This is a genomic window from Metabacillus kandeliae, assembly GCF_021166585.1.
Lineage (GTDB): Bacteria > Bacillota > Bacilli > Bacillales > Bacillaceae > Metabacillus_B > Metabacillus_B kandeliae.
Map to the genome: position 1 here is coordinate 1 of NZ_JAJOZE010000015.1, position 23,647 is coordinate 23,647.

The 23,647-nt window shown below is 41.5% G+C and carries 26 protein-coding genes; 19 read left to right on the forward strand and 7 right to left on the reverse strand.

The genetic code is table 11. From position 1 onward, the window contains the following. Positions 1 to 256 precede the first annotated feature (256 nt). The 4 genes from tsaE to tsaD are packed head-to-tail and all read left to right on the forward strand — an operon-like array spanning position 257 to position 2,885. Positions 257 to 733 (forward strand): tRNA (adenosine(37)-N6)-threonylcarbamoyltransferase complex ATPase subunit type 1 TsaE, encoded by a 477-nt coding sequence (tsaE, locus tag LRR81_RS19375; RefSeq protein WP_231791063.1) that lies wholly within the window; start codon positions 257 to 259, stop codon positions 731 to 733. Next, positions 714 to 1,403 (forward strand): tRNA (adenosine(37)-N6)-threonylcarbamoyltransferase complex dimerization subunit type 1 TsaB, encoded by a 690-nt coding sequence (tsaB, locus tag LRR81_RS19380; protein WP_231791064.1) that lies wholly within the window; start codon positions 714 to 716, stop codon positions 1,401 to 1,403. Before tsaE ends, tsaB begins: the two co-directional genes overlap by 20 nt. 13 nt (positions 1,404 to 1,416) lie before the next feature. Next, the gene (rimI, locus tag LRR81_RS19385; protein ID WP_408631632.1) at positions 1,417 to 1,866 is read left to right on the forward strand and encodes a ribosomal protein S18-alanine N-acetyltransferase; all 450 of its coding nucleotides are present in this window, start codon (positions 1,417 to 1,419) and stop codon (positions 1,864 to 1,866) included. Then, positions 1,866 to 2,885 carry a tRNA (adenosine(37)-N6)-threonylcarbamoyltransferase complex transferase subunit TsaD gene (gene tsaD / locus LRR81_RS19390; protein WP_231791065.1) on the forward strand — a complete coding sequence of 340 codons (1,020 nt, stop codon included), beginning with the start codon at positions 1,866 to 1,868 and terminating at the stop codon, positions 2,883 to 2,885. Before rimI ends, tsaD begins: the two co-directional genes overlap by 1 nt. A gap of 246 nt (positions 2,886 to 3,131) precedes the next feature. Here tsaD and LRR81_RS19395 read toward each other — a convergent pair whose 3' ends face one another. Further along, positions 3,132 to 5,075, reverse strand: a complete 1,944-nt coding sequence (locus LRR81_RS19395) for an ABC transporter ATP-binding protein (RefSeq protein ID WP_231791066.1) — start codon at positions 5,073 to 5,075, stop codon at positions 3,132 to 3,134. Positions 5,076 to 5,220: 145 nt separating this feature from the next. Between LRR81_RS19395 and moaC the strand changes: the two genes are divergently transcribed. The 4 genes from moaC (at position 5,221) to LRR81_RS19415 (ending at position 7,713) form a co-directional block, all read left to right on the forward strand. Continuing rightward, positions 5,221 to 5,718, forward strand: coding sequence for a cyclic pyranopterin monophosphate synthase MoaC (gene moaC / locus LRR81_RS19400; RefSeq protein WP_231791067.1), 498 nt, complete (start codon positions 5,221 to 5,223; stop codon positions 5,716 to 5,718). A 10-nt stretch (positions 5,719 to 5,728) separates the two neighbouring features. Continuing rightward, positions 5,729 to 6,373, forward strand: a complete 645-nt coding sequence (locus LRR81_RS19405; protein WP_231791068.1) for a redox-sensing transcriptional repressor Rex — start codon at positions 5,729 to 5,731, stop codon at positions 6,371 to 6,373. Positions 6,374 to 6,516: 143 nt separating this feature from the next. Further along, entirely contained in the window at positions 6,517 to 7,272 is a 756-nt protein-coding gene (gene tatC, locus LRR81_RS19410; RefSeq protein WP_231791069.1) for a twin-arginine translocase subunit TatC, read from the forward strand. A gap of 72 nt (positions 7,273 to 7,344) precedes the next feature. Next, on the forward strand, positions 7,345 to 7,713 hold the full coding sequence (locus LRR81_RS19415; RefSeq protein ID WP_231791070.1) for a YciI family protein: 369 nt from the start codon (positions 7,345 to 7,347) through the stop codon (positions 7,711 to 7,713). A gap of 37 nt (positions 7,714 to 7,750) precedes the next feature. Here LRR81_RS19415 and LRR81_RS19420 read toward each other — a convergent pair whose 3' ends face one another. Then, on the reverse strand, positions 7,751 to 7,954 hold the full coding sequence (locus LRR81_RS19420; RefSeq protein WP_231791071.1) for a YdiK family protein: 204 nt from the start codon (positions 7,952 to 7,954) through the stop codon (positions 7,751 to 7,753). Between the two features lie 2 nt (positions 7,955 to 7,956). Beyond that, entirely contained in the window at positions 7,957 to 8,682 is a 726-nt protein-coding gene (locus LRR81_RS19425; protein WP_231791072.1) for a CPBP family intramembrane glutamic endopeptidase, read from the reverse strand. A gap of 309 nt (positions 8,683 to 8,991) precedes the next feature. Between LRR81_RS19425 and groES the strand changes: the two genes are divergently transcribed. Both groES and groL read left to right on the forward strand, forming a co-directional pair. Next, positions 8,992 to 9,276: a co-chaperone GroES gene (gene groES, locus LRR81_RS19430; RefSeq protein ID WP_231791073.1), complete on the forward strand. Its 285-nt coding sequence runs from the start codon at positions 8,992 to 8,994 to the stop codon at positions 9,274 to 9,276. 54 nt (positions 9,277 to 9,330) lie between these two features. Next, entirely contained in the window at positions 9,331 to 10,971 is a 1,641-nt protein-coding gene (gene groL, locus LRR81_RS19435) for a chaperonin GroEL (RefSeq protein ID WP_231791074.1), read from the forward strand. Positions 10,972 to 11,046: 75 nt separating this feature from the next. Here groL and LRR81_RS19440 read toward each other — a convergent pair whose 3' ends face one another. After that, positions 11,047 to 11,436 carry a tyrosine-type recombinase/integrase gene (locus LRR81_RS19440; RefSeq protein ID WP_231791075.1) on the reverse strand — a complete coding sequence of 130 codons (390 nt, stop codon included), beginning with the start codon at positions 11,434 to 11,436 and terminating at the stop codon, positions 11,047 to 11,049. A gap of 724 nt (positions 11,437 to 12,160) precedes the next feature. On the opposite strand from LRR81_RS19440, the gene LRR81_RS19445 reads away from it, so the two are divergent. Both LRR81_RS19445 and LRR81_RS19450 read left to right on the forward strand, forming a co-directional pair. Then, positions 12,161 to 13,729 (forward strand): tetratricopeptide repeat protein, encoded by a 1,569-nt coding sequence (locus LRR81_RS19445; protein ID WP_231791076.1) that lies wholly within the window; start codon positions 12,161 to 12,163, stop codon positions 13,727 to 13,729. A 614-nt stretch (positions 13,730 to 14,343) separates the two neighbouring features. Then, positions 14,344 to 14,913: a Uma2 family endonuclease gene (locus tag LRR81_RS19450; RefSeq protein WP_231791077.1), complete on the forward strand. Its 570-nt coding sequence runs from the start codon at positions 14,344 to 14,346 to the stop codon at positions 14,911 to 14,913. A gap of 183 nt (positions 14,914 to 15,096) precedes the next feature. Here LRR81_RS19450 and LRR81_RS19455 read toward each other — a convergent pair whose 3' ends face one another. Together LRR81_RS19455 and LRR81_RS19460 are read right to left on the reverse strand one after the other, a co-directional pair. Continuing rightward, positions 15,097 to 15,741 carry a YczE/YyaS/YitT family protein gene (locus tag LRR81_RS19455; protein WP_231791078.1) on the reverse strand — a complete coding sequence of 215 codons (645 nt, stop codon included), beginning with the start codon at positions 15,739 to 15,741 and terminating at the stop codon, positions 15,097 to 15,099. Positions 15,742 to 15,761: 20 nt separating this feature from the next. After that, positions 15,762 to 16,202: a GNAT family N-acetyltransferase gene (locus LRR81_RS19460; protein WP_231791079.1), complete on the reverse strand. Its 441-nt coding sequence runs from the start codon at positions 16,200 to 16,202 to the stop codon at positions 15,762 to 15,764. A gap of 114 nt (positions 16,203 to 16,316) precedes the next feature. On the opposite strand from LRR81_RS19460, the gene LRR81_RS19465 reads away from it, so the two are divergent. The 7 genes from LRR81_RS19465 to LRR81_RS19495 all read left to right on the forward strand — a co-directional run bounded on the left by LRR81_RS19465 (position 16,317) and on the right by LRR81_RS19495 (position 22,601). Continuing rightward, positions 16,317 to 16,769 carry a MarR family winged helix-turn-helix transcriptional regulator gene (locus LRR81_RS19465; RefSeq protein ID WP_231791080.1) on the forward strand — a complete coding sequence of 151 codons (453 nt, stop codon included), beginning with the start codon at positions 16,317 to 16,319 and terminating at the stop codon, positions 16,767 to 16,769. Positions 16,770 to 17,038: 269 nt separating this feature from the next. Next, positions 17,039 to 17,413 (forward strand): DUF956 family protein, encoded by a 375-nt coding sequence (locus LRR81_RS19470; protein WP_231791081.1) that lies wholly within the window; start codon positions 17,039 to 17,041, stop codon positions 17,411 to 17,413. A gap of 431 nt (positions 17,414 to 17,844) precedes the next feature. Further along, the gene (locus tag LRR81_RS19475) at positions 17,845 to 18,813 is read left to right on the forward strand and encodes a mannose/fructose/sorbose PTS transporter subunit IIA (protein ID WP_231791082.1); all 969 of its coding nucleotides are present in this window, start codon (positions 17,845 to 17,847) and stop codon (positions 18,811 to 18,813) included. Positions 18,814 to 18,844: 31 nt separating this feature from the next. Beyond that, entirely contained in the window at positions 18,845 to 19,651 is an 807-nt protein-coding gene (locus LRR81_RS19480) for a PTS mannose/fructose/sorbose transporter subunit IIC (RefSeq protein ID WP_231791083.1), read from the forward strand. An 18-nt stretch (positions 19,652 to 19,669) separates the two neighbouring features. Next, positions 19,670 to 20,581 carry a PTS system mannose/fructose/sorbose family transporter subunit IID gene (locus LRR81_RS19485; RefSeq protein ID WP_231791084.1) on the forward strand — a complete coding sequence of 304 codons (912 nt, stop codon included), beginning with the start codon at positions 19,670 to 19,672 and terminating at the stop codon, positions 20,579 to 20,581. A gap of 265 nt (positions 20,582 to 20,846) precedes the next feature. Further along, on the forward strand, positions 20,847 to 21,365 hold the full coding sequence (locus LRR81_RS19490; RefSeq protein ID WP_231791133.1) for a TetR/AcrR family transcriptional regulator: 519 nt from the start codon (positions 20,847 to 20,849) through the stop codon (positions 21,363 to 21,365). Positions 21,366 to 21,650: 285 nt separating this feature from the next. Next, on the forward strand, positions 21,651 to 22,601 hold the full coding sequence (locus LRR81_RS19495) for an SDR family oxidoreductase (RefSeq protein WP_231791085.1): 951 nt from the start codon (positions 21,651 to 21,653) through the stop codon (positions 22,599 to 22,601). Between the two features lie 68 nt (positions 22,602 to 22,669). On the opposite strand, the gene LRR81_RS19500 is transcribed toward LRR81_RS19495, so the two are convergent. Continuing rightward, a complete protein-coding gene (locus LRR81_RS19500) occupies positions 22,670 to 23,539 on the reverse strand; it encodes a DMT family transporter (RefSeq protein ID WP_231791086.1) in 870 nt (289 codons plus the stop codon). Positions 23,540 to 23,647 lie beyond the last annotated feature (108 nt).

Below are 23,647 nucleotides of genomic sequence, written 5' to 3' on the forward strand. Positions count from 1 at the left end.
TACGATATAATCAAAACGAAACCCTGTTTCGTTTTTTTTTATGCCTTTCTTGCGCTTCTGCTTGAGAATTTGGCTAAACTGAGAAGAGAAGAATACTATGCTTTGTTAATGAATTTTCATAAGGCAGCTCAAAGTTTGAGAGGCGGTCTCCGCTTGTTACCCTGAAACAGGGCTTGCCTTTATGCTTTCAAGTAAAAGGTGTAGTATGATATTTATAGAATAAATAGAACGGCAGTTCAGTGCAGGTGATAGATAAATGGAACAATATAAACGAATAAGCAAGAGCTCTGAAGAAACTTCTTTGCTTTCAGAAAAGCTTGGCTGCCTTTTGCAGTCCGGCATGGTGCTGACTCTTGAAGGGGATCTTGGAGCAGGAAAGACCACCTTTACAAAAGGGCTGGCAAAGGGACTTGGCATTACTCGAAATGTGAACAGTCCAACCTTTACGATCATTAAGGAATATCAGGGCGGCCGTCTGCCCCTTTACCATATGGATGTTTACAGGCTTGGGGATCAGGAGGAAGATCTCGGGTTTGATGAATATTTTGAAGGCAGCGGTGTGACTGTTGTGGAGTGGGCTCATTTAATTGGGGATCAGCTGCCTGCTGAAAGGCTTGATATAGAAATTACCCATCTTGATAATAACGAACGCAGCCTGGCTTTTTTTCCAAAAGGTGAAGCCTATCTTACTGTGTGCAAGGAGCTTTTTACAAATGAAAGCAATCGCGATTGATACTTCTAATAATACACTTGGCATAGCAGTTCTTAATGGTGAAACAGTTGCAGGGGAATACATCACGAATCTGAAAAAAAACCATTCCCTCCGCGCGATGCCTGCTATTGAGGCTCTTCTGAAGGAATGCGGCCTGGCTCCTCAGGATTTGGATAAAGTTATTGTAGCAAATGGCCCAGGCTCTTATACAGGTGTCAGAATAGGTGTTTCTATTGCAAAAACACTTGCCTGGTCTCTAAATATCCCTGTCGCTGCTGTTTCGAGCCTTGAAGTGCTTGCTGCAAACGGACACTTTTTCAGCGGCAGCATCTGCCCTTTATTTGATGCGCGCAGAGGCCGTGTATATACGGGTTTATACCGGTACCAAAATAGGGAAATAAAGTGTACAGCAGAAGATTGCAATGTATTGCTGACAGACTGGCTGAAGATGCTGAAGGAAAAAGGGGATCCTGTCCTGTTTCTCGGCAGCGATACGGGAATCCATCAGGAAACAATCGAAGAGTACCTTGGAGAAAAAGCTGTGTTCGGAAGCTTAACGCTCCAAAACCCGCGTCCATCAGAGCTTGGGCGTTTAGGTCTGAAAAAAGAAAATTGCCAAGTGCACGCTTTAGTACCGAATTATACAAGGCTCGCTGAAGCGGAAGCTAAGTGGCTTGAGGAGCAAAAGTAAGTTGGTGGGGATTGTGGAAAAAAACGTGACGATTCGAATGATGACAGCAGAAGACATAGAGGCAGTCCACCATGTAGAACTGCAGTCATTCAGTGTCCCATGGACAAAAGAATCCTTTTATAATGAAGTGGTGCATAATATGTTTGCCACATACCTTGTGGCGGAGATTGAGGGGGAAATTGTCGGCTATTGCGGACTTTGGGTGATTATTGATGAAGCCCAGATTACGAATATTGCCGTACTGCCTGAATACCGGGGAAACAGCATTGGTGAGCATCTTCTCAGAAAGGCAAGCAGGATTGCCAAAAAGAGGGGAGCCGTTAAGCTCTCGCTTGAAGTCCGGGTTTCCAATTATGCCGCACAAGGATTATATCGAAAGCTTGGATTTGAACCAGGGGGCGTCAGGAAAAACTATTACACAGACAACCTCGAAGATGCCTTAGTAATGTGGGTGAGTATTTAATGGATAGCAGCCAATATATTTTAGGAATTGAAACAAGCTGTGATGAAACGGCAGCTTCCGTCGTAAAAGACGGAAAGGATATTTTGTCTAATGTCGTCGCCTCACAGATTGAAAGCCATAAGCGGTTCGGCGGGGTCGTCCCTGAAATCGCTTCAAGGCATCATGTGGAGCAGCTGACTCTCGTGTTAGAGGAAGCAATGGAAAAGGCAGAGCTGCAATTTGAGGATTTAAGCGCTATCGCCGTAACAGAGGGTCCCGGTCTTGTAGGGGCGCTTCTGGTCGGTGTGAATGCAGCGAAGGCTCTCTCTTTTGCAAAAGGTCTGCCGCTTGTAGGTGTGCACCATATTGCCGGCCATATTTATGCAAACCGGCTTGTTGCAGAAATGAAGTTTCCGCTAATTGCCCTGGTCGTTTCTGGAGGCCATACAGAGCTTGTTTATATGAAAGAGCACGGTTCCTTTGAAGTGATTGGGGAAACGAGAGATGATGCAGCAGGTGAAGCCTATGACAAAGTAGCGCGCACACTTAAGCTTCCTTATCCGGGCGGCCCTCATATCGACAGGCTGGCGGCAGAAGGTACTCCTTCTATTAAGCTTCCCCGGGCTTGGCTGGAAGAAGGTTCATATGACTTCAGCTTCAGCGGGCTGAAATCTGCTGTGATCAACACCTTGCATAATGCCAATCAAAAAGGGGAAGAAATTGACCCGAAGAATTTGGCAGCAAGCTTTCAGGAAAGTGTTATTGAAGTACTGACGGAAAAAACAAGGCGGGCTGCTGAACAGTACGGAGCGAAACAGGTATTGCTCGCAGGAGGAGTCGCAGCCAATAAAGGCTTGAGGAAGGCACTTGAGCAAACCTTTAGCGGCCGCGACGACCTGGAGCTTATCATCCCGCCGCTTTCGCTTTGTACCGATAACGCAGCAATGATCGCGGCAGCAGGCAGCGTGTTATTTGAAAAAGGAAGCAGAGCCAAGCTGGATTTAAACGGCAGCCCAGGCTTGGAACTCACATCTTATTAACAGGTTAAGGCATCTTCCACAGGAAGATGCCTTTTATTTTGGCGTAATTTACTTCATTATCCACGTTATCCACTAAGTTATCCACAAGATTTTGCGAGGATTTTTTCGGCCTTGGAACACTTGATACATCAAGGTTCTGTCACAATAGGATTTGTGAAAATATTCGAACAGGTTTGTGGATAATGTGCATAACTTTCTTGATAACTGCTGTAAAGCCGCTGAAGCTGTGGATAAAAAAACACTGGCTTAATCAGCCAGTGCTTCTTCTTCGAGCAGCTCCCATTCTTCCATAAGTGTTTCAATTTTGTTTTTGTTGCCGTCAATCAAAGCGTTCATTTCCTGCACTTTTTCATAATCCTGGTAAACAGCAGGGTCTGCCAGCTTTTCGTTATGTTCTTCGTTCTGCTCTTCCAGTATGGCCAGCTCGTTTTCAATTTCCTGAATCCGGCGCTGACGCTGCCTTTCAATCTTTTTCTGCTCTTTATCCTGCTGGTAGGTAAGCTTTTTGGCATCCTCTTCTTTTACCGCAGATTTGCTTGATTCATTTTGTCTGATGCGTTCCAGCTCAAGCTGCTCCGCTTTCTTTTCCACAAAATAATCATAGTCCCCCAAATACTCGGTCAGGGACTGCGGCGCCAATTCAAAGACTTTTGTGGAGATTCTGTTGATAAAATATCTGTCATGGGAAACAAAGAGAATGGTTCCCGGGTAATCAATCAGCGCATTCTCCAGCACCTCTTTGCTGTCAAGGTCAAGGTGGTTAGTCGGCTCATCGAGAATGAGAAAATTCGCTTTTTCCAGCATCAGTTTGGCAAGCGCAAGCCGGGCTTTTTCTCCTCCGCTCAATGTAGACACAGTTTTCAGGACATCATCGCCTGTGAAAAGGAAATTGCCGAGCACGGTGCGGATCTCCTTTTCAGGTTTGAGCGGGTAATCATCCCAAAGCTCATTCAGCACCCGTTTATTTGACGTTAATTCTGCCTGCTGCTGGTCATAGTAGCCGATTTTTACATTAGAGCCCATTTGAATCTCTCCGGACAATGCTTTCAGTCTGCCAACAAGTGTTTTCAGCAGAGTCGATTTGCCGATTCCGTTCGGACCGACGAGGGCAATGCTGTCTTTTCTTGAAATATGGAACGAAATATGAGAGATGGTCGGTTTCTTTTCATCATAAGAAACGGAAAGGCTGCTGACTTTCAAGACGTCATTCCCCGTCTGTCTTTCAATATCAAAATGAAAGCTGGCTGATTTTTCATCCCCGCTCGGCCTGTCCAAGATATCCATGCGCTCGAGCTGCTTGCGCCTGCTTTGGGCCCTTTTGGTTGTGGAGGCCCGTGCCAGGTTTTTCTGTACGAAGTCTTTCAGCTTCGCTACTTCATCCTGCTGTTTTTCGTAAAGCTTCAAATCGCGCTCATACTGCTCTGCCTTTGCTTCAAGGTATTTGCTGTAGTTTCCGATGTATTTCGATGACTGATGGCGTGAAATTTCATATACCTGTGTAACGACCTTGTCAAGGAAATACCTGTCATGGGAAACGATGAGAACAGCGCCGGGATAGCTCTGCAGGTACTGTTCGAGCCATGTAAGTGTTTCAATATCCAAATGGTTGGTAGGCTCGTCCAAAATCAACAGCTCAGGCTTTGTCAGCAGCAATTTGCCGAGTGCAAGCCGTGTTTTCTGCCCGCCGCTCAAAGAGTCAATTTTTGTTGACGGATCAAAGGCTGCAAAGCCGAGACCATGGAGAACAGACCTGATATCCGCTTCATATTGATAGCCGCCTTTTTCCTTAAAAGCTGTTTGAATGGCATCATATTCATTCATCAGCCGCTGGAAACCGTCCGGATCGCCAGAAGGATCTGTTCCTGACATGTTTTCCTCAAGCCGGCGCATTTTTTTCTCCATATTGCGGACTTCATCAAAAACAGTCAGCATTTCATCCCAAATGCTGAGGCCTGACTCAAGTCCGGTATTTTGTTCAAGGTAGCCGACCGTAAGCCCCTTCGGCATGAAAATTTCTCCCGAATCGTATGAGAGCTGGCCGGAAATCACCTTCAGAAGGGTCGATTTGCCTGCTCCATTCCGGCCGACAAGCGCGATGCGGTCTCTTGACTGTATTTCAAGCTTAATGTTCGATAAAATAAGATCAGCGCCAAATGATTTTGTGAGCTGATGAACTTGTAGGATAATCATAGTTTCACCTCTAATAGACTAATTTAAGTGTAGCCTATGAAACCAGCAAGGGCAACAGTTTGCCTTGCACGGGGAAACCTTATCCAGAAAAAGACAATCAGCCGGAAATGGTGTATAGTTTGATAAAGGAGAGGGTTTTGGCTATATGGCTGATTTTACTCATTTTAATGAACAGGGCCGTGCAAAAATGGTTGATATAACGGAGAAAGCATCAACAGTCCGCACAGCAGAGGCCCGATCCAAAGTAACCATGAATAAAGAAACCTATAATAAAATTCAAAACCGCGAAATTGGCAAGGGGGATGTACTGGCAGTGGCTCAGGTAGCAGGGATAATGGCTGCCAAGCAAACATCCAGCATCATTCCTATGTGCCATCCGATTCCGATCCACGGGGTAGATATTTCCTTTGATTGGGAAGATACCGATGACAGCTCAATCTTGCTGATTAAGGTGGAAGCAAGAACGAAAGGCGGCACAGGTATTGAAATGGAAGCGCTGACTTCCGCATCAGTCTGCGCGCTTACGGTTTATGATATGTGCAAAGCAGCAGACAAAGGAATGATCATCGGCCCAACCTATCTGCAGAAGAAGACAGGGGGCAAAAGCGGCGAATACCGCCGCAACGAAGGCATCGAAGAGTGAGGGATAAAACATGAATATTGATCAGTCTAAAATACCTCAGGCTACGGCCAAGCGGCTCCCGCTTTATTACCGGTTTATCCAGAATCTCCATGCATCAGGCAAGCAAAGGGTATCCTCTGCTGAGCTGAGTGATGCAGTAAAGGTTGATTCTGCAACAATCCGGCGGGATTTTTCCTATTTCGGCGCGCTCGGAAAAAAAGGATACGGCTACAATGTTAATTACTTGCTGTCTTTTTTCAGTAAAACGCTTGACCAGGACGAGGTGACAAAAGTTATTTTAATTGGAGTCGGCAATCTTGGAACGGCCTTTCTCCATTATAATTTTTCCAAAAACAACAATACGCAGATCACATTTGCCTTTGATGTGGATGAGAAAAAAATAGGAACAGAGGTCGGCGGGGTGCCGATTCATCATTTGGATTCGCTTGAAGAGAACATGCCGGATGATACCCCTGTTGCCATCCTGACTGTCCCAGCTCCTGCAGCCCAGTCCATTACGGACAGGCTTGTCAAAAAAGGGATCAAAGGAATCTTAAATTTCACGCCGGCAAGGCTCAATGTCCCGGAATCCATCCGGATCCATCATATTGATCTTGCCGTTGAACTGCAATCGCTTGTATACTTTTTAAAACACTACCAGGGAGAATCTTCTTAAGAAGGGATGAGGCTATGAAAACAGCAGCAAAAGCAGCAGCTGTTCTTGCCGGAGTATTGATCGGGCTCAGTGTGAAGCCGAAAAAGGCTTACGCTCCTGGAAAGAAAAAGAAAAGCTGACCATTAAAGGGATGGGGACTAGAAATGAAACAAAAGGAGATGTCTGTATACGATCATTTGGCCGAGGTCAGAATGCGGCTTTTTGCCGTCGCTCTCTTTTTTGCCGCCGCTCTGATCGCCGGCTTTTTTCTGACCAAGCCGGTTATGGTTTATTTGCAGCACACGAATGAAGCGAAGCTATTTGCTTTAAACGCGTTTAAACTGACAGACCCTATGCTTGTCTATATGCAATTCACCTTCATCATTGCCATAATCATTACCTCACCCGTGATTTTATATCAGCTGTGGGCATTTGTCAGTCCAGGTCTTTATGAGAAAGAGCGGAAGGTAACGCTCAGCTACATACCGATTGCGCTTCTGCTGTTTCTGCTTGGTATTTCATTCGGCTACTTCGTGCTGTTTCCGATTGTGGTCGGCTTTATGACCAAGATCTCCAGAGAGCTTGGCATTGCACAGGTAATCGGGGTGCACGAATATTTCACCTTTCTTATTGAGCTCGTTCTGCCGTTCGGACTTTTATTTCAGCTGCCTGTTGCTGTCATGTTTTTAACAAGGCTTGGCATGGTTACTCCCATGCTGCTGTCCAAGATGAGAAGGTATGCCTATGTCATCTTGCTGGTTGTTGCAGCATTTATTACACCTCCAGAGGTTCTTTCCCAAATACTTGTAGCTGTTCCGCTTATTTTGCTGTATGAAGTCAGCATCATCATTTCGCGGATTTCCTACCGGAAAGCCCAGAAGTCCATATTTGAAGAACAAAACCAAAGCCTTTCCAAATAGGAAGGGCTTTTGCTGTGTCATGGTGAACTTAAAAGAATAGGAATTCAACTATAAAAAGAAGGGAGCTTGGTAATGAAATATCTATGCATTGGCTATTTAAATCCGGAGAAAATGGATGCCCGTCCTAAGGAAGAGATCGAAGCAGTAATGAAGGAATGTGCATTGCATATGGAGGAGCTTGATAAAAGCGGATCCCTCATACTGGATGCAGGTGTTCGTGCGGAAGTGAAAGGGGTGCAGCGGGAAAATGGCCGCATTGCAGTACTCGATGACCCCTCAGCGAATACGAATGAGAGAATTGGGAGTGTCTTTTTCATAGAGGCAGATAATATAGAGGAAGCCATTCGAATTGCCTCTCTTCATCCAACAATACAAGTGGCGGAAGGCGAACGATTGGGATGGAGGCTTGAAATTCGGCCCGTGCATTATTTTAAGAACTAGGTCAAAAAAGGCATCCGGAGCTCCGAATGCCTTTTTCTCATTTTCGATTTTTCATTTTCCGGACTTTATTTGCAAAAACAAACATTCGGATGCATGCAGTGTAATCAAATGTCGCAATAATAATCAGCGCGATGGTCGGAAACTTCCAGATCCCGCCTCCTGCTGATGCTACTGCAAGATAGGTAAACAATACACCCATTCCCAGATAGAAAAATCCCATTATGTTTGGGCTTATTTTCATTCTTAAAGGCCTCCAATAATCAATTGCATACTGTGGCTCATCTGTTCAATTTGGTCTTTAAAGCCAAAATTCATTAACACGACGAGCGAGTTCATTGCCATATGGGCAATAATCGAGACGATAATCCGCTTTGTTTTAACATATAAAAAAGCAAAGGTGAAACCCATGGCGCTGTAGAGCAGGAGATGTACAGGCTCCAAATGGACAAGCGCGAAGACGAGCGAGCTGATCAGCGCTGCGATAAAAAAGTTCGTCTTCTTGTAAATGGATCCGAAAATGACTTTCCGGAACACAATTTCTTCTAAAATCGGCCCGACAATCGCTACAACGATCACGAGAAGCGGGGTATATGAGATAAACTCCAAAATCGTTTTCGTATTCTCAGATCCGGGCTTTATGTGGAAAACATAGGTTTCAATAGAAGCTGCGATGGATTGGGAAAAAAGAGCAAGGAAAACGCCGGCGATCGCCCAAACAGCAGAAATACCGCCAGATGCGGGCTTTCCTCTCAATTCAGTGTCCCCTTTATCAGCTCTGATCAGCAGCAGAATGATTACGAGAGCAGCGAGAAAGCTGAATACCGCCCAGTAGCCGGAAGCGATCTGGCCCGCAGTATGCCGCGGGAGCCCTTTTCCAACCCCAAGTGCGAGAAGAAGAAAGGGTCCGCCAAGACCTGACAGCTGCATCAGCACATATGTCATTAAAATAAACCAGTATTGTTTCTTCACGTGTATGTATCTCCTTTTCAGCTGCCGCTATCCTAGCGGCAATCAGGCTTCAGGTGCAGAAAGCTAAACTTAATTGTAACATATCCTCCCCGAAATTCCCCGTAAGTACGCATTTTATGCCAGACTTTGACGAAGGTTATTTTTTGCACATTGTCCTATTATTAAGTAAAGTAAAGTTGTGCGGAAAAAATATGGTTTTTCACTTGAAATTGCGATGGAGATTTAATAATATAATAGGTGTGTTAGCACTCGACGAGATTGAGTGCTAATAAATACTCAATTACATAAAAACTTTGAGGAGGGTTTTAAATGTTAAAGCCATTAGGTGATCGTGTAGTAATCGAATTGGTTGAATCTGAAGAAAAAACTGCCAGTGGAATCGTATTGCCTGATTCTGCGAAAGAAAAGCCTCAAGAAGGCAAAGTTATTGCTGTCGGTGCAGGACGAGTTCTTGACAACGGCGAAAAAGTTGCCCTTGAAGTAGCTGAAGGCGATCGCATCATCTTCTCAAAATATGCTGGTACTGAAGTGAAATATGAAGGTACTGAATACTTAATTTTACGCGAAAGCGACATTTTAGCTGTTATCGGCTAATCCGAAAGCTTTTCGAAAAGAATAAAAAACTTATAAATCCGGGAGGTACTATTCATGGCTAAAGAAATCAAGTTTAGCGAAGAAGCACGCCGCTCCATGCTTCGCGGTGTAGATGCATTGGCAAACGCGGTAAAAGTAACACTTGGACCAAAAGGACGCAACGTTGTTCTTGAAAAGAAATTCGGATCTCCGCTCATCACAAATGACGGTGTAACGATCGCAAAAGAAATTGAACTTGAAGATGCATTCGAAAACATGGGTGCGAAGCTTGTAGCTGAAGTAGCAAGCAAAACAAACGATGTAGCTGGTGACGGTACAACTACTGCAACAGTTCTTGCGCAGGCCATGATCCGTGAAGGCTTGAAAAACGTAACAGCCGGCGCTAACCCAATGGGCGTACGCAAAGGCATCGAAAAAGCAGTTTCTTCTGCTATTCAAGAGCTTCAAGCAATCTCCAAACCAATTGAAGGCAAAGAGTCCATCGCACAGGTTGCGGCTATCTCTTCTGCTGACGATGAAGTCGGCCAATTGATTGCTGAAGCAATGGAGCGCGTTGGAAACGACGGCGTTATTACAATTGAAGAATCCAAAGGCTTCACTACTGAGCTTGAAGTAGTAGAAGGCATGCAATTCGACCGCGGATATGCATCTCCTTACATGGTCACTGATTCAGATAAAATGGAAGCAGTTCTTGAAAATCCATACATTCTGATCACTGACAAAAAAATCACAAACATTCAGGAAATCCTTCCTGTTCTTGAGCAAGTTGTTCAGCAAGGCAAGCCTCTATTGCTTGTAGCAGAAGATGTTGAAGGCGAAGCTCTTGCAACTCTTGTAGTGAACAAACTTCGCGGAACATTCAATGCTGTAGCTGTTAAAGCTCCAGGATTCGGTGACCGACGCAAGGCAATGCTTGAAGACCTTGCTATCCTATCCGGCGGTGAAGTGATCACGGAAGATCTAGGTCTTGACCTTAAATCTGCCAACATCACTCAGCTCGGACGCGCTTCTAAAGTTGTTGTGACAAAAGAAAACACAACAATCGTTGAAGGTGCAGGCGAGTCTGACAAAATTGCAGGCCGTGTTAACCAAATCCGTGCTCAATTAGAAGAAACAACTTCTGAGTTCGACAAAGAAAAACTTCAAGAGCGTCTTGCTAAACTTGCTGGCGGCGTAGCCGTTATCAAAGTTGGTGCTGCAACTGAAACAGAATTGAAAGAGCGCAAACTCCGCATTGAAGATGCTTTGAACTCTACTCGCGCTGCAGTAGAAGAAGGTATCGTATCCGGAGGCGGTACAGCTCTAGTGAACGTATACAACAAAGTAGCTGCTCTTGAAGCAGAAGGCGATGCTGCAACAGGTATCAACATCGTTCTTCGCGCACTTGAAGAGCCAGTACGCCAAATCGCTCACAACGCAGGCCTTGAAGGATCTGTCATCGTTGAGCGCCTGAAAAACGAAGAAATCGGCGTTGGATTCAATGCTGCAACAGGCCAATGGGTAAACATGGTCGAAGCAGGAATCGTTGACCCAACAAAAGTAACACGTTCCGCACTGCAAAACGCTGCATCTGTCGCGGCAATGTTCTTAACTACTGAAGCAGTAGTTGCTGACAAGCCGGAAGAAGGCGGCGGCGCAGGCATGCCTGATATGGGCGGCATGGGCGGTATGGGTGGAATGGGTGGCATGATGTAATCATCGCCCAAACCCCTTGATATATTAGGGTTTTATGTAAGAGGGGAACGTAATGCTAAGATTTCTCTCCAAAAATTAGAGGTTTCTCATGAGTTGCGCAAACTTGTGGGAAGCCTCTTTTTTCTTTTCTTTTGTTACGTGCAGATAGACGTTCTTAGTTGTGTCGTTGTCACAGTTACCAAGCCGATTCATAATCTCTTCTAAGCCTACCTTTGCTTCTGCTAACAATGAAGTATGCTTATGGCGAAGAGAGTGGAGAGTGAGATCCGGATTTAAGCCGGACAGATTCATTAGCCGCGCCATTCTATTTTCCACGGTCTTGATGAAAGTAGGGTAGCCTGGTTGTTTCTCTTTCTTGGCGAAAATAAATCCTTCGTCAAGGTAAGCTTCACCAAAGTACTTCTGAACTTTCTGTTGCGCAAGCATATACTTTTTAAGGGCAGCAATGACCTCTTCATCTACCACGATGGTTTGTTTTAGTGCAAAGCTTGGGAACTGCTGATGCTGCTGTTTAATACCTGAATTTCTTTAACTTGCCTCTAGCTATTACTAGCGTAAGTGTTTCGCCCACTTACTTCATGACAAGTACCATTGGCCTTGACCAATCGAAACTCCAACCGAACCGTTACTGCAAGAAGCCGTTCCCGCTCCTCTAAGGCTAGTAATCCGGTCTGTAAATAGCAGTAAAAGACCTTACCTAATGATTACTACGCTGATTTTCTGCATCGGCTTAGCTTATCACCTCTTTTTAACGTGATATAAGGATTTCCCACGCTCCATATTCTTTTCGTAGTTTTTATGTCGAAGCTACCAATCGACAGCGTTTTGACAGAGTTAGCGGCTCTGACCCTTATGGGGATTTACCTTTGTGATGTTAATACAACCTATTAGAGAAAATAAGTGCAACATTTAACTGGATGATTTATTTTTGAGAGAAAAGAAGAGTTAATGATTGCATCGGCATCTAGCAGTGAACTGAGCAGGAGCTAAAAATCAACCTTAATCTTAATCCAAGACGTAGGCCAAGATAAAGTTGCTTTTATTTTAAAGTCCAAAATCGGCTAGTTTTTTGATGTATCTTTTTTCAATATTTGTAGAATTATAGCCTTTAATTTTGATTGAATGCTATACTATGGAATAGTATGGGTGAATTTGGATAAATATCCTATGAATTTGAAGGATGATTAAGATGGATGATTTTTTGAATATTGTAGCAGCATTTGGAGGTATAACTTTTCTTATTGTAGTGGTTGTTTTTATTGTTATTTTAATATTTAAAAAGCAATTAAACCCGGTAATTGAAAACATAAAAAGTTTAAAATTCAGAGAATTAGAAATTAATTCGGAACGTACTACAGTAAACTCGTCAGAACCACAGGTGAACGATAACGAAGAAGTAGCAAGTGAACCTCAAATAGCCGAAGGATCAGAAGCAAAAATCGAAGAAAAAGAGGAAAAAGATAAATTTCGTGCGTTTCTAAAGGCATGGGTAGACAAAGATATTGATGAATTGAAGAGAGCATTTGAGATATTACAGGGAGAGGAAACAAAAAGTAACGATAAATTAAAAAATGAAGCGTTATATTATAGTTTTCTATACCGATTGGGCCACGATTCAAACCAAAATTTTAATCTCATAGAGAAAAAAGCTGAACAAACCGAGGTATATGGTGATGTTATGTATATCCTTGCAACTTCATATGAGAATACAAGGAATTATGAACTTGCTATTTCTTATTATGAAAAAGGGCTAAAACTGGGTATTAATAAGTCAGATACATCTGGCCGACTAATTAGAGGATTAGCCACATCTAAATTTACGCTAGGCTTTAAAAAAGAGGCATATGAAATATTATTAGCAACAATTAATTCATCAAGTGACAATGAGGAGAAGTTTTCTAATTTTATAAAAATAGAGGAACTTTACAAAAAGGAAAATAAACTTGATTATCAAATTTCCGCCTTAGAAAAAGCATTAGAAATAAAACCCAATAACGTAAGTGCCTTATTTGACTTGGCTTACGCATATGCACAAAATAACCAAAATGAATTAGCGCTTTTACATTACAAAACAATTATTAGTATTGAACCAACCCATCAAAATGCATTAAATAATTTAGGCGTAATATACAGTGATTTAGGAATGCATTTTAATAAAATAAAAAGTTATAAAAAAGCTTTTGAGTTGGGAAATACATTATCTGCATCAAATTTAGCGTATGAATATATAAAAGTGGGCTTAGAGGAAGATGCGAAAGGCATTTTATTTGAAGCTAACTCAAAAAAAGATGTTGATGAGAATGTAGGGAAAGCTCTTGTAAAACTTGGAGACCAGCTTAACTCTGAGAAACAAAATGAGGAAGAGACAATCGAGAAAGCTACAAAAGAAAGAGATTTTGAAAAGAATTTAGCTTCTGCAAGATTTGATAATTTACAGGAAACGGATTTTCGAGCCATGTCTGGGGAATGGATATTAAATAATAAATTTACATCTAATATTGAGGTAGAAAGAGATAGATTAATCATTTTATGGACGAAGTATTTGAAAAAATACAAGTTTGAAGGTGCAATTAGTGGTAAGTACTTTTCTTTGGATTATTTTGAAATGGATTATAAATATCCCAGTATAGCTACTGATGAATTAGGGTTTAAAAACAAAGGAACAGCGGTTGGATTTTTAGAAAGCAAATGTGAAATTTTTATTAGGAAGAACAGTGATTTTGAAATTTTCAATTTCACTAAACAAGGAAAATTATAGTTGGGTATTATTTAATCAAAGAAAACATAAGGTTTGTATACAAGCCAACAGAATGTAACTAACTAGCACACATGTGTTGCCACATACACTTTAGACATGTGGAATGTGTAACAAAAGCGACGCATACAAAAATCATCGCTTTTGTCATAAGAATCATTTTAGTCTTTGATCATACCGGCTAACAACATATGATGTAGTTTGCATCATGTGTAGAAAAAACGCGAAACCTTTTGAGGTTTCGCGTTTTTTTATGGAAGCATGGGGACGGTTCCCGTGCTTCCGAAGCAGCAGAACCGTTCCTTTTAAAAACTTACTGAAGTTTATCTATGAACAGCTCTATAAGGAAATTTCCATTTTATAAACCTTGTCTTATAAGTGCTCTATTGGCTAAGCTGTAATTAAAAATACAATATTATAAGCAACCTCTTGAATATACTTAACCAGCTAAAGTAAGCTTTAAAAGAAATTCACAAACTTCAAATGAAGATCTCCATTGAAACCGGTTCTATATAAAAAAGCTTCCTTCTAATTTAATATCTAAAAAGGCAAGAATGCTATTGATTAGTGTATGCTAAGATATTTTCAATACAAGTTGAGTGGAAAGGAATGATTGTATGCCTATTCCTAATGAAAAAGAGAAATATTCTTATGCCGATTATTTAACATGGGATGAAGGTGAAAGGGTCGAGTTAATCGATGGAGAAATTTTGAATATGACTCCTGCTCCTTCACGAAGGCATCAGCAGGTTCTCCGTGAACTTTCTACAGCTTTTTCTATTTTCTTGCGGGAAAAAGAATGTGAAGTGTTTTTTGCGCCATTTGATGTACGATTATTGGTAGAAAATAAACAGGACGATGAGATAATTAATGTTGTCCAGCCCGATTTATCAATTGTGTGTGATAGGGAAAAGCTTGATGACAAGGGGTGCAATGGAGCCCCGGATATGATCATTGAAATCCTTTCACCAGCTTCTGTTAAGCTGGACCGCTGGAAGAAGTTTCAGCTTTATAAAATAGCGGGAGTGAAAGAGTACTGGCTTGTTGATCCGATTAACGAATCTGTTGAAATATATCTTTTAATCAGCGATAAATACAAATTCCAAGGAGTTTTTACAAAAGGTGATTTCATAACCGTTAATCGGTTCGCAGAATTGAAAATAGATCTAAATTTAATTTTTGAATAGGGAATGTCATTTTTAACTAAAGGGGCGCTTCTAAGTAATGACGCAGGAAGTCAAAATGGATCAGGAAGAGATTTGGACGTCTGAAATTACTCAATACTGGGAGTCAGGCGTAAGATGGCCAGCATGATTCAATGAAGGACGGCAATGATGGGAAGGACACTAATAAATAAATTAAAAACCATTCTATTTTGAATGGTTTTTATCTGATTCATATTTTACTGAAGTAACAGAATGAATTAAAACGAGGTCTAATATTTTTTCAGTAATTGGCATAAAGGAATTAAGAATTAGCCCCCCTAAACAAACAGTTAATAAAGTTCCAGTGCCAATTGGTCCACTGAATATGATTGCCATTATTAAGAATAGGAGATAAATAACTGTTCTCGAAAACAGTATATTCGTTTTAGTTAATTCTTGTATGATTAACGTTAAACGGTCAATTGGAACTGGTGCAAAATTTGTCTGTAAATAAATTGCAGTGCCTAATCCGATAACAACTAAACCAATACCAAAACAAATAAGTTTACTTAACCATAGTTCAAGTGTTATCAGATTGTGTAATAAGAAAAGCCACATATCAATCCCAATACCTGTTATAAAGGCTGTTACCAACCCAAGAACTTCAGGTCTTTGTCTTTTTAAAAATGCATTACAGCATATCAGTATTAAAGCTACTATAATTTCCCAACTTCCCACAGTAAGACCTACGTTTACAGATAGTCCTACCAAAAGTGCATCAAATGGTGATGTTCCAAGGTTTGATTTTATAGTAAGAGAGATACCAAGGGTTAATATTAATAGTCCTAATATATAGAAAGTAAATTTCACTTTACTCAAACTCTTTATCATTATTTTGCAGACAATTCTTTAACCATAAGAATATGTGGAATTCCATCTTCCATAAATGGATCAGATGAAGTCCGATAACCAAGTTTTTCATAAAACCCTTCTGCTTGCGTTTGTCCGTGTAATTTTACTTGTGACAGCCCCATTTCTTTTGCTATTTCTTCTAACGCATTAATAATTACTTTTCCAAGACCAAATTTACGGTATGGCTCTAAGATACAAATCCTCTCCAATTTACCTAAGCCATTAAGGGTTCTTATCCTTCCCGTACCAACTGGTTGTTGATTGTAATAGACCAATATGTGCTTACATTGTCCACTTAGCGTATCAAATTCATCAAACTCATCTTCTAATGGTACGCCCTGTTCCTCAACAAACACCTCTTTCCGTATACTAAATGCTGTCTTTAAATCCTCATCTGCTGTAATTCTTATTGACTCCACCTATCTTCATCCCTTTCTGGATTTATTCTTTTTAACAAGTCATAATTAGTTCATACCTAAAACAATATATAATTTTTGTTGCAAATACAACAAAAAAATCGGGAGTTATGCAAAATGACGGATATTCTTCGTGAAATTGGAATGATAGCAAGAGCCTTAGATTCGATAAGCAATATTGAATTTAAAGAATATGACCTGACAAAAGGACAATATTTGTATCTTGTTCGAATATATGAGAATCCAGGAATTATTCAAGACAAGTTGGCGGAAATGATAAAAGTGGATCGAACAACAGCAGCCCGTGCAGTAAAAAAACTTGAAACCCAAGGTTTTATTGAGAAGAGAGATGATAAAATCAATAAAAAGATTAAAAAGTTGTTTCCAACCGAGAAAAGCGAGAAAGTATACCCGTTTTTAAAAAGAGAAGGAGATTATTCCAATAGTGTCGCACTATCTGGATTTTCACCAGAAGAAACAAAAGCACTTTTCAACCTTCTTCAAAGGGTTAGAAAAAATATTGAGGTCGAGTGGGAGTTCGTAAAAAAGGGAAACAAGAGGGAATACTAATTAGTGTACTTAAACTAACGGGTGCTTTTGTTGAATATGTTAAAGTACTAAAAGCCTGAAGATATGCAAGCTTTTACTCATTTCTTGCATATCTTCAGGCTTTTCATATTCAAAAAACATACTGCCATAAACAGCGGTTCTCGTGCTTCGGAAGCAGCAGAACCGTCCCCATGCTTCAAAAGAACAGGGGTTTTATGGTAAGATTGCACCAACGATAAGAAGCAGCAGAACCTTCCCCATGCTTCTAAATAGAAATGAGTGTAAATCAAATGGTCCAATCAATCAATACAAAAGTTGATTTAGTTACGAATGCAACCTTCCATAGTGGAATTTCACAGTATGGCAAGGTCATGATCGGAGATAAAGGGTTTGAATTCTTTAATGATCGTGATGCTCGCAAGTTTATTCAAATTCCATGGGAAGAGGTTGATTACATCATCGCTTCAATTATGTTCAAAGGAAAATGGATCCCGCGATATGCTATCCAAACTAAGCGAAATGGGACATTTTCATTTTCTTCTAAAGATCCGAAAAAAGTTTTGCGAACCATTCGAGAATACGTAGATTCGAAGCATATGGTCCAATCATTGAGTTTCTTTAAGGTTATTAAACGCGCCTTAAAAAGTCCATTTAGAAAGAAATAGACAAGTGGAACTTGGTTTTTTTTGCAGGAATGCAGAGAAAGTTGTTAACATTTTAGCGAAACCATAGTTCTGTGCCATCTAAACAAATCTCTTGATATAGGAATATTCTGTATGATATAGTCTTTATAGTGACTCATTAAAGTATGCAGATTCTTGTTACTCTTAATTGACAGCGTTTGCAAAATAAATTTAAATAATCATCGCTATTATTTTTTACGTGTTACTGATTCGATCAGGCATGAGTGAAAAGTATTGGTTAAAACGAAGAGCAAGGGGTGTACTATGCCCTCATCTTCCATTAATCAGACTTTTATTCATGCCTTTTTATTTTTGTTGAATTTGTAACCGTTTTCGATGAGTTTAAAAATACTTTATGAGTTTACCAGTTACCACATTTATTAAGCTATAACATTTAGAATAGGAGGTAAAAAATGGTTGGGATTATCATTGCTAGTCATGGTGAATTTGCGAGCGGTATCTTGCAATCTGGAACGATGATCTTTGGAGAACAAGAAAATGTAAACGCTGTTACATTGATGCCGAGTGAAGGACCTGATGATGTAAAGGCAAAAATGAAAGAAGCAATCGGCTCTTTCGAAAACCAGGACGAAGTATTATTCTTAGTCGATCTTTGGGGCGGGACGCCATTTAACCAAGCAAACAGCTTGGTTGAAGAACATAAAGGCAGCTGGGCAATCGTTGCCGGTTTGAATTTGCCAATGCTAATTGAAGCCTTTGCATCCCGCTTTTCAATGAACACAGCGCATGAAATTGCTGCCCATATTATAGGCACGGCAAAAGAAGGGGTTAAAGTAAGCCCTGTAGATTTAGAACCAGCAGATTCTGCTCCAGCTGCTTCTCAATCATCCGCTTCATTTTCTCCAGGTAAATTCCAGTACGTGTTAGCGCGGATCGACTCTCGTTTGCTTCATGGACAAGTAGCAACTGCCTGGACAAAATCGACACAGCCTACACGGATTATCGTTGTATCTGATGCAGTAGCGAAGGATGAACTTCGTAAAGGGCTGATCCAGCAGGCTGCTCCTTCAGGTGTAAGGGCGCACGTTGTTCCTATCGGTAAAATGATTGAACTTGCAAAAGATGATCAGCATTTTGGCGGCGAGCGCGCACTGCTTCTTTTTGAAAACCCGCAGGATGTGCTTAGAGCAGTTGAAGGCGGCGTTCCATTGGATACAATCAACGTTGGTTCCATGGCGCACTCACCTGGTAAAGTTCAGCCGAATAAGGTGCTGGCTTTCAATCAGGATGACATTGATGCTTTTGCCAAGCTGAAAGAAGCTGGTTTGACATTTGATGTACGGAAAGTTCCGAACGATTCAAAAGGCAACATGGACTCCATTATCAAGAATGCTCAAGCGGAGTTAAACAAACGGAAATAAACCTATAAAGGGAAAAAGGAGGAACATCATCATGGATTTGAATATTATTCAAATAATTTTAGTCTTGGTCATAGCATTTATTGCTGGTGTGGAAGGCATTTTGGATGAATTCCAATTCCACCAGCCGCTGGTTGCCTGCACGTTAATCGGCCTTGTTACTGGAGACTTAGTACCCTCTCTTATCTTGGGCGGTACCCTTCAGCTGATCGCTTTGGGCTGGGCGAATATAGGCGCTGCCGTAGCACCGGATGCTGCGCTGGCATCAGTTGCTTCAGCCATTATTTTAGTTTTAAGCGGACAAGGTCAAGCAGGTGTAGGCTCGGCCATTGCGATTGCTATTCCGCTTGCCGTTGCAGGGTTATTATTGACCATTATCGTCCGTACAATTGCAACGGGATTGGTTCATTTAATGGATGCTGCAGCTAGAGAAGGAAATATCCGCAAAGTGGAATTCTGGCATATTGTTGCTATTTGCCTTCAAGGGCTGCGCATTGCGATTCCGGCTGGATTAATTCTGGCTGTTGGTGCTGGTCCTGTTAGGGACTTGCTAACTTCTATGCCTGACTGGCTGACAGAGGGATTGGCAATCGGCGGGGGAATGGTTGTAGCCGTTGGTTATGCAATGGTTATTAACATGATGGCTACAAAAGAAGTATGGCCATTCTTTGCCATTGGTTTTGTATTAGCGACGATCTCGCAGATCACGCTTATCGGTCTTGGTGTGATCGGTGTGGCTATTGCCCTAATCTATTTATCGCTTTCCAAAAACGGCGGTTCAGGCAACGGCGGAAACGGAAATACCGGTGATCCGATAGGGGATATAATCGATTCTTACTAAGAAGGAGGAGGACAATAGATGGCACAGGTAATGAAATTAACAAAAAGAGATCGCATTTCTACTTGGTGGCGTTCAACTTTCATTCAAGGCTCCTGGAACTATGAGCGGATGCAAAACGGCGGCTGGGCTTTTTCAATGATTCCTGCGATCAAAAGATTATATAAAACAAAAGAAGATCGTTCCGCTGCACTTAAACGGCACTTAGAGTTTTTTAATACTCACCCATATGTCGCTTCACCTGTTATTGGTGTTACTTTAGCTCTTGAGGAAGAACGGGCAAATGGTGCGCCGGTTGATGATACAGCCATTCAAGGGGTTAAAGTCGGTATGATGGGGCCTTTGGCAGGTATCGGGGATCCAACTTTCTGGTTCACAGTCAGACCAATCCTTGGAGCGTTAGGGGCTTCTCTTGCGATGACCGGCAACATCCTTGGGCCGATACTTTTCTTCGTTTTATGGAATCTGGTTCGAATGGGATTCACATGGTTTACACAGGAATTTGGCTACAAAACGGGTTCTAAGATTTCTCAGGACATGTCTGGCGGCTTGCTTCGGGATATTACCAAAGGTGCGTCAATACTGGGCATGTTCATCCTTGGTGCATTAGTTAACCGCTGGGTATCTGTAACCTTCACACCGGTTGTCTCTTCCGTTAAACTTAGCGATGGTGCTTTTATTGATTGGGATAAGCTGCCTGCCGGACCAGAAGGGATTAAAGCTGCACTTGAACAGCAAAAGGCTGGACTTGCATTAGACCCTACTAAAGTAACAACTTTGCAAGACAATTTGGATAGCTTAATTCCCGGTTTAGCCGGCTTGGCTATCACACTCCTCTGCATGTGGCTGCTCAGGAAGAAAGTTTCTCCAATTGTTATGATTCTTGGGTTGTTCGTGGTTGGGATTGGGTTCCACCTAATCCACTTAATGTAATGAAGCGCAGGGACGGTTCTCGTGCTTCCTCGAAGCGTAAGAATAATTCTCATGCTTTCTTTAATAGCAGCAGCCATGATGATATCATCATGGCTGCTGCTTCTTTTTTGGAAGCACAGGGACGGTTCTCGTGCTTCCTTGAAGCAGAAGAACCGTCCCCATGCTTCGTAAATAGCGGACCTTTTGTTTCTTCCCCGCTTGATTATATATTTTCATTTAGTTAAAATGTAATTGATCAATAAATAACTTTGAGTAGGTGTTCGGCATCGTTAGGTCTAATAAAGAAAATCGTAAAGAGGAAATTCTTGAAGCTGGAATAGAAGTGTTTGCAAAAAGGGGCTATTATAATACAACTACTGCACACATTGCAGAAAGAGCAGGCATATCGCAACCTTATGTCTTTCGATTTTTTAAAACAAAGGAAACTTTGTTTATTGCGGCTTTAGAGCGAGCATTTGAAAGGATTCTTCAAACGTTTAAAATTGTGGATGCTCGTCCTGAAAACCTCGTTGCAGAGATGATTGCAGCATATGAAGAGCTTTCTGAAACTTATCCTAATGAAATTGCATTGCAGGTGATAGGAATTTCCGTAACAGAAAATACTGTACGAAATGCAGCGCAAAAAGGATTGACGAGTATCCAAAGCTACATCACAGATCGGTTCAAAGCAGCAGGGATAAAGGACGCAGAAAATGAAGTTACTACATTCCTAGCGAGAGGAATGTTATGTAACATAGCTTACTTTTTAGATATTCCTGAGCTGATAGATGGCAAGAAAAAGTAAATAATCGAAAGGTTATTTATTTTTAAGATAATAATTAGTGATTAATCAATAACAAATAAAGGAGGTGACATTTAAGATTAAGCATTAATGGATTATTGTTTTTTAATTAGATTATTTTGTTGTTTGTATCATTAGCTGGCTAGGTAAATTAAATGACCAATTATGTTAAGAGGGTAGATGAGTAGTTGCGGCAGTTTTATTTATAATGAAAGATTAAATTAACAATTGATATTTTTTTACGAAGATTTGTTATTGACCAATCACTAATAAAAAGAGGTGTAATAAATGGATACAGCTATCGTATTAGGAGCAACTGGTGGAACTGGACAGGTTATTGTTTCGGAATTATTAAACAGAGGAATAGAAGTTATTGCTTTCGGCCGTTCTCAAAGTAAATTGGAGGCACTGATGGTGGAAAATGAATATAATTCAAGATTAACATACAAACTGGGGGACATTTTTGATGAGCAAACGATTGTGGAAGCAGCAAAAGAGGCAGACCTTATTTTTCAATGCGCAAATGTAAAGTATCAAGAGATGAAGGATAAGCTTCTATTACTTGGGGAAAGTGTGATGAGAGCGGCAGAAACCCTGGGGAAGAAGATTGTTATAGTAGATGGAATTTATGTATATGGATATCAGGTTGCGAAAGGAGACGAAAATCATCCAAAGCAGCCTCATACAAAAAAAGGAAAAATCAGAGTGGAATTCGAGCAATTGATATTCAGTTCTAAATGGAAAAGAGCTAAAGCGTTAATCGTCCGGTTACCGGATTATTATGGTCCTACATCACAAAATTCTTATCTGCAGACTACTTTAGAAGGAATAGCAGCCAATAAAACTTCTTTTTTTATTGGCAATTTGAGAACACCTCGGGAATACGTTTATTTGCCAGATGCCGCTAAAATGATTGTAAACATAGCTGAGAAAGACGATTCTTATGGCGAGAACTGGAATATACCGGGTGCAGGATTGATTTCGGGGGAAGAAATTATCAAGATAGCTCGTCAAGTAACAGGAAGCCGAAAGCCAATATTTCCATTGACTAAAAGTGTAATTCGCTTTATTGGCTTGTTCGATGTATTTATGCGAGAAATTGTTGAAATTATGTACCTTACTAAAGGTGGGTTTATTTTGAACGGCGAAAAATATGAAAAACGAATCGGTCCCATTCCAAAAACCTCTTTCAAAAAAGGATTTAAAGAAACCTTAACACGATTAAGCAGTAGAGCTTAGAAAAGCGCAGGAAAAGCGCAGGGACGGTTCTCGTGCTTCCAAAACAGCAGAACCGTCCACATGCTTCCTCATTCCGATTGCTTCACACTAAGTACAGTGATCGTAACCAGCATAACCGTCATTCCGGCAATCTGAATAGCCGCCAGCTGATCTCCGAGTAGCAGGACACCAAATAAAGAGGCTGTAACAGGTTCGACCATTGCAATTATCGAAGCTGTTGACGCGGCAGTCAATCGGATGCCGATTATGTACAGGGTAAAGGAAACGCCCGCTCCCACGAGCCCTAATAGCAGCAGCCACCCGATATCATTTGATGTTATCAGGGCTGCTGCTTCTTTTTTGTCCATAAATAGAAAAAGGATGAGACAGAGAGAGAAAAACGCAATGGTTAACGTTGTCTGGGGCTTGCCGATTGAAGAGGCATTTTTAAAGCCAAATATAAACATAGCGTAGGAAAGCCCCGCAGCAAGCCCTGTTGCTGCTCCAAGAAAACTAACTGAAATTGATGCGGGATTATAGGCCCCTGTAAGCAAGATGATCCCTATAAGCACTCCGGCAATACATCCCCATTTAAACCAAGTCGAACGTTCAATCCGCAGCAAAAAGGAGATGAACAGAACGAATACGGGTGCTGTGTACATTAAAGTAGCAGCGACAGCAACGCTTGAAGCCTGGATACTGAGAAAATAAAAAGCAAAATTCCCAGCTACACCGATCCCGGCTAACACCGACCATATGTATAAGCGGGCAGAGGTTCCCCCATTTTGTTTGAACCGAAAGATCATCCATATGAAAAAGCAAAGTAACCCAACGGCTCCCCTGTAAAAAGAGATCACAATAGGGTCCCAGCCTTTATTCATCAAGACATCTGCAATTCCTCCGCTAATGCCCCAGCATATAGCAGCCAGGATGACTAAACCAGCTCCTGTGAATTTCATCGTAAGCCTCCTAGCATGAAGCATAGGGACGGTTCTCATGCTTCCGAAGCAGAAGAACCGTCCCCATGCTTCATACCCCTTCTTCATAAAACTAACTCATCGAAGCCG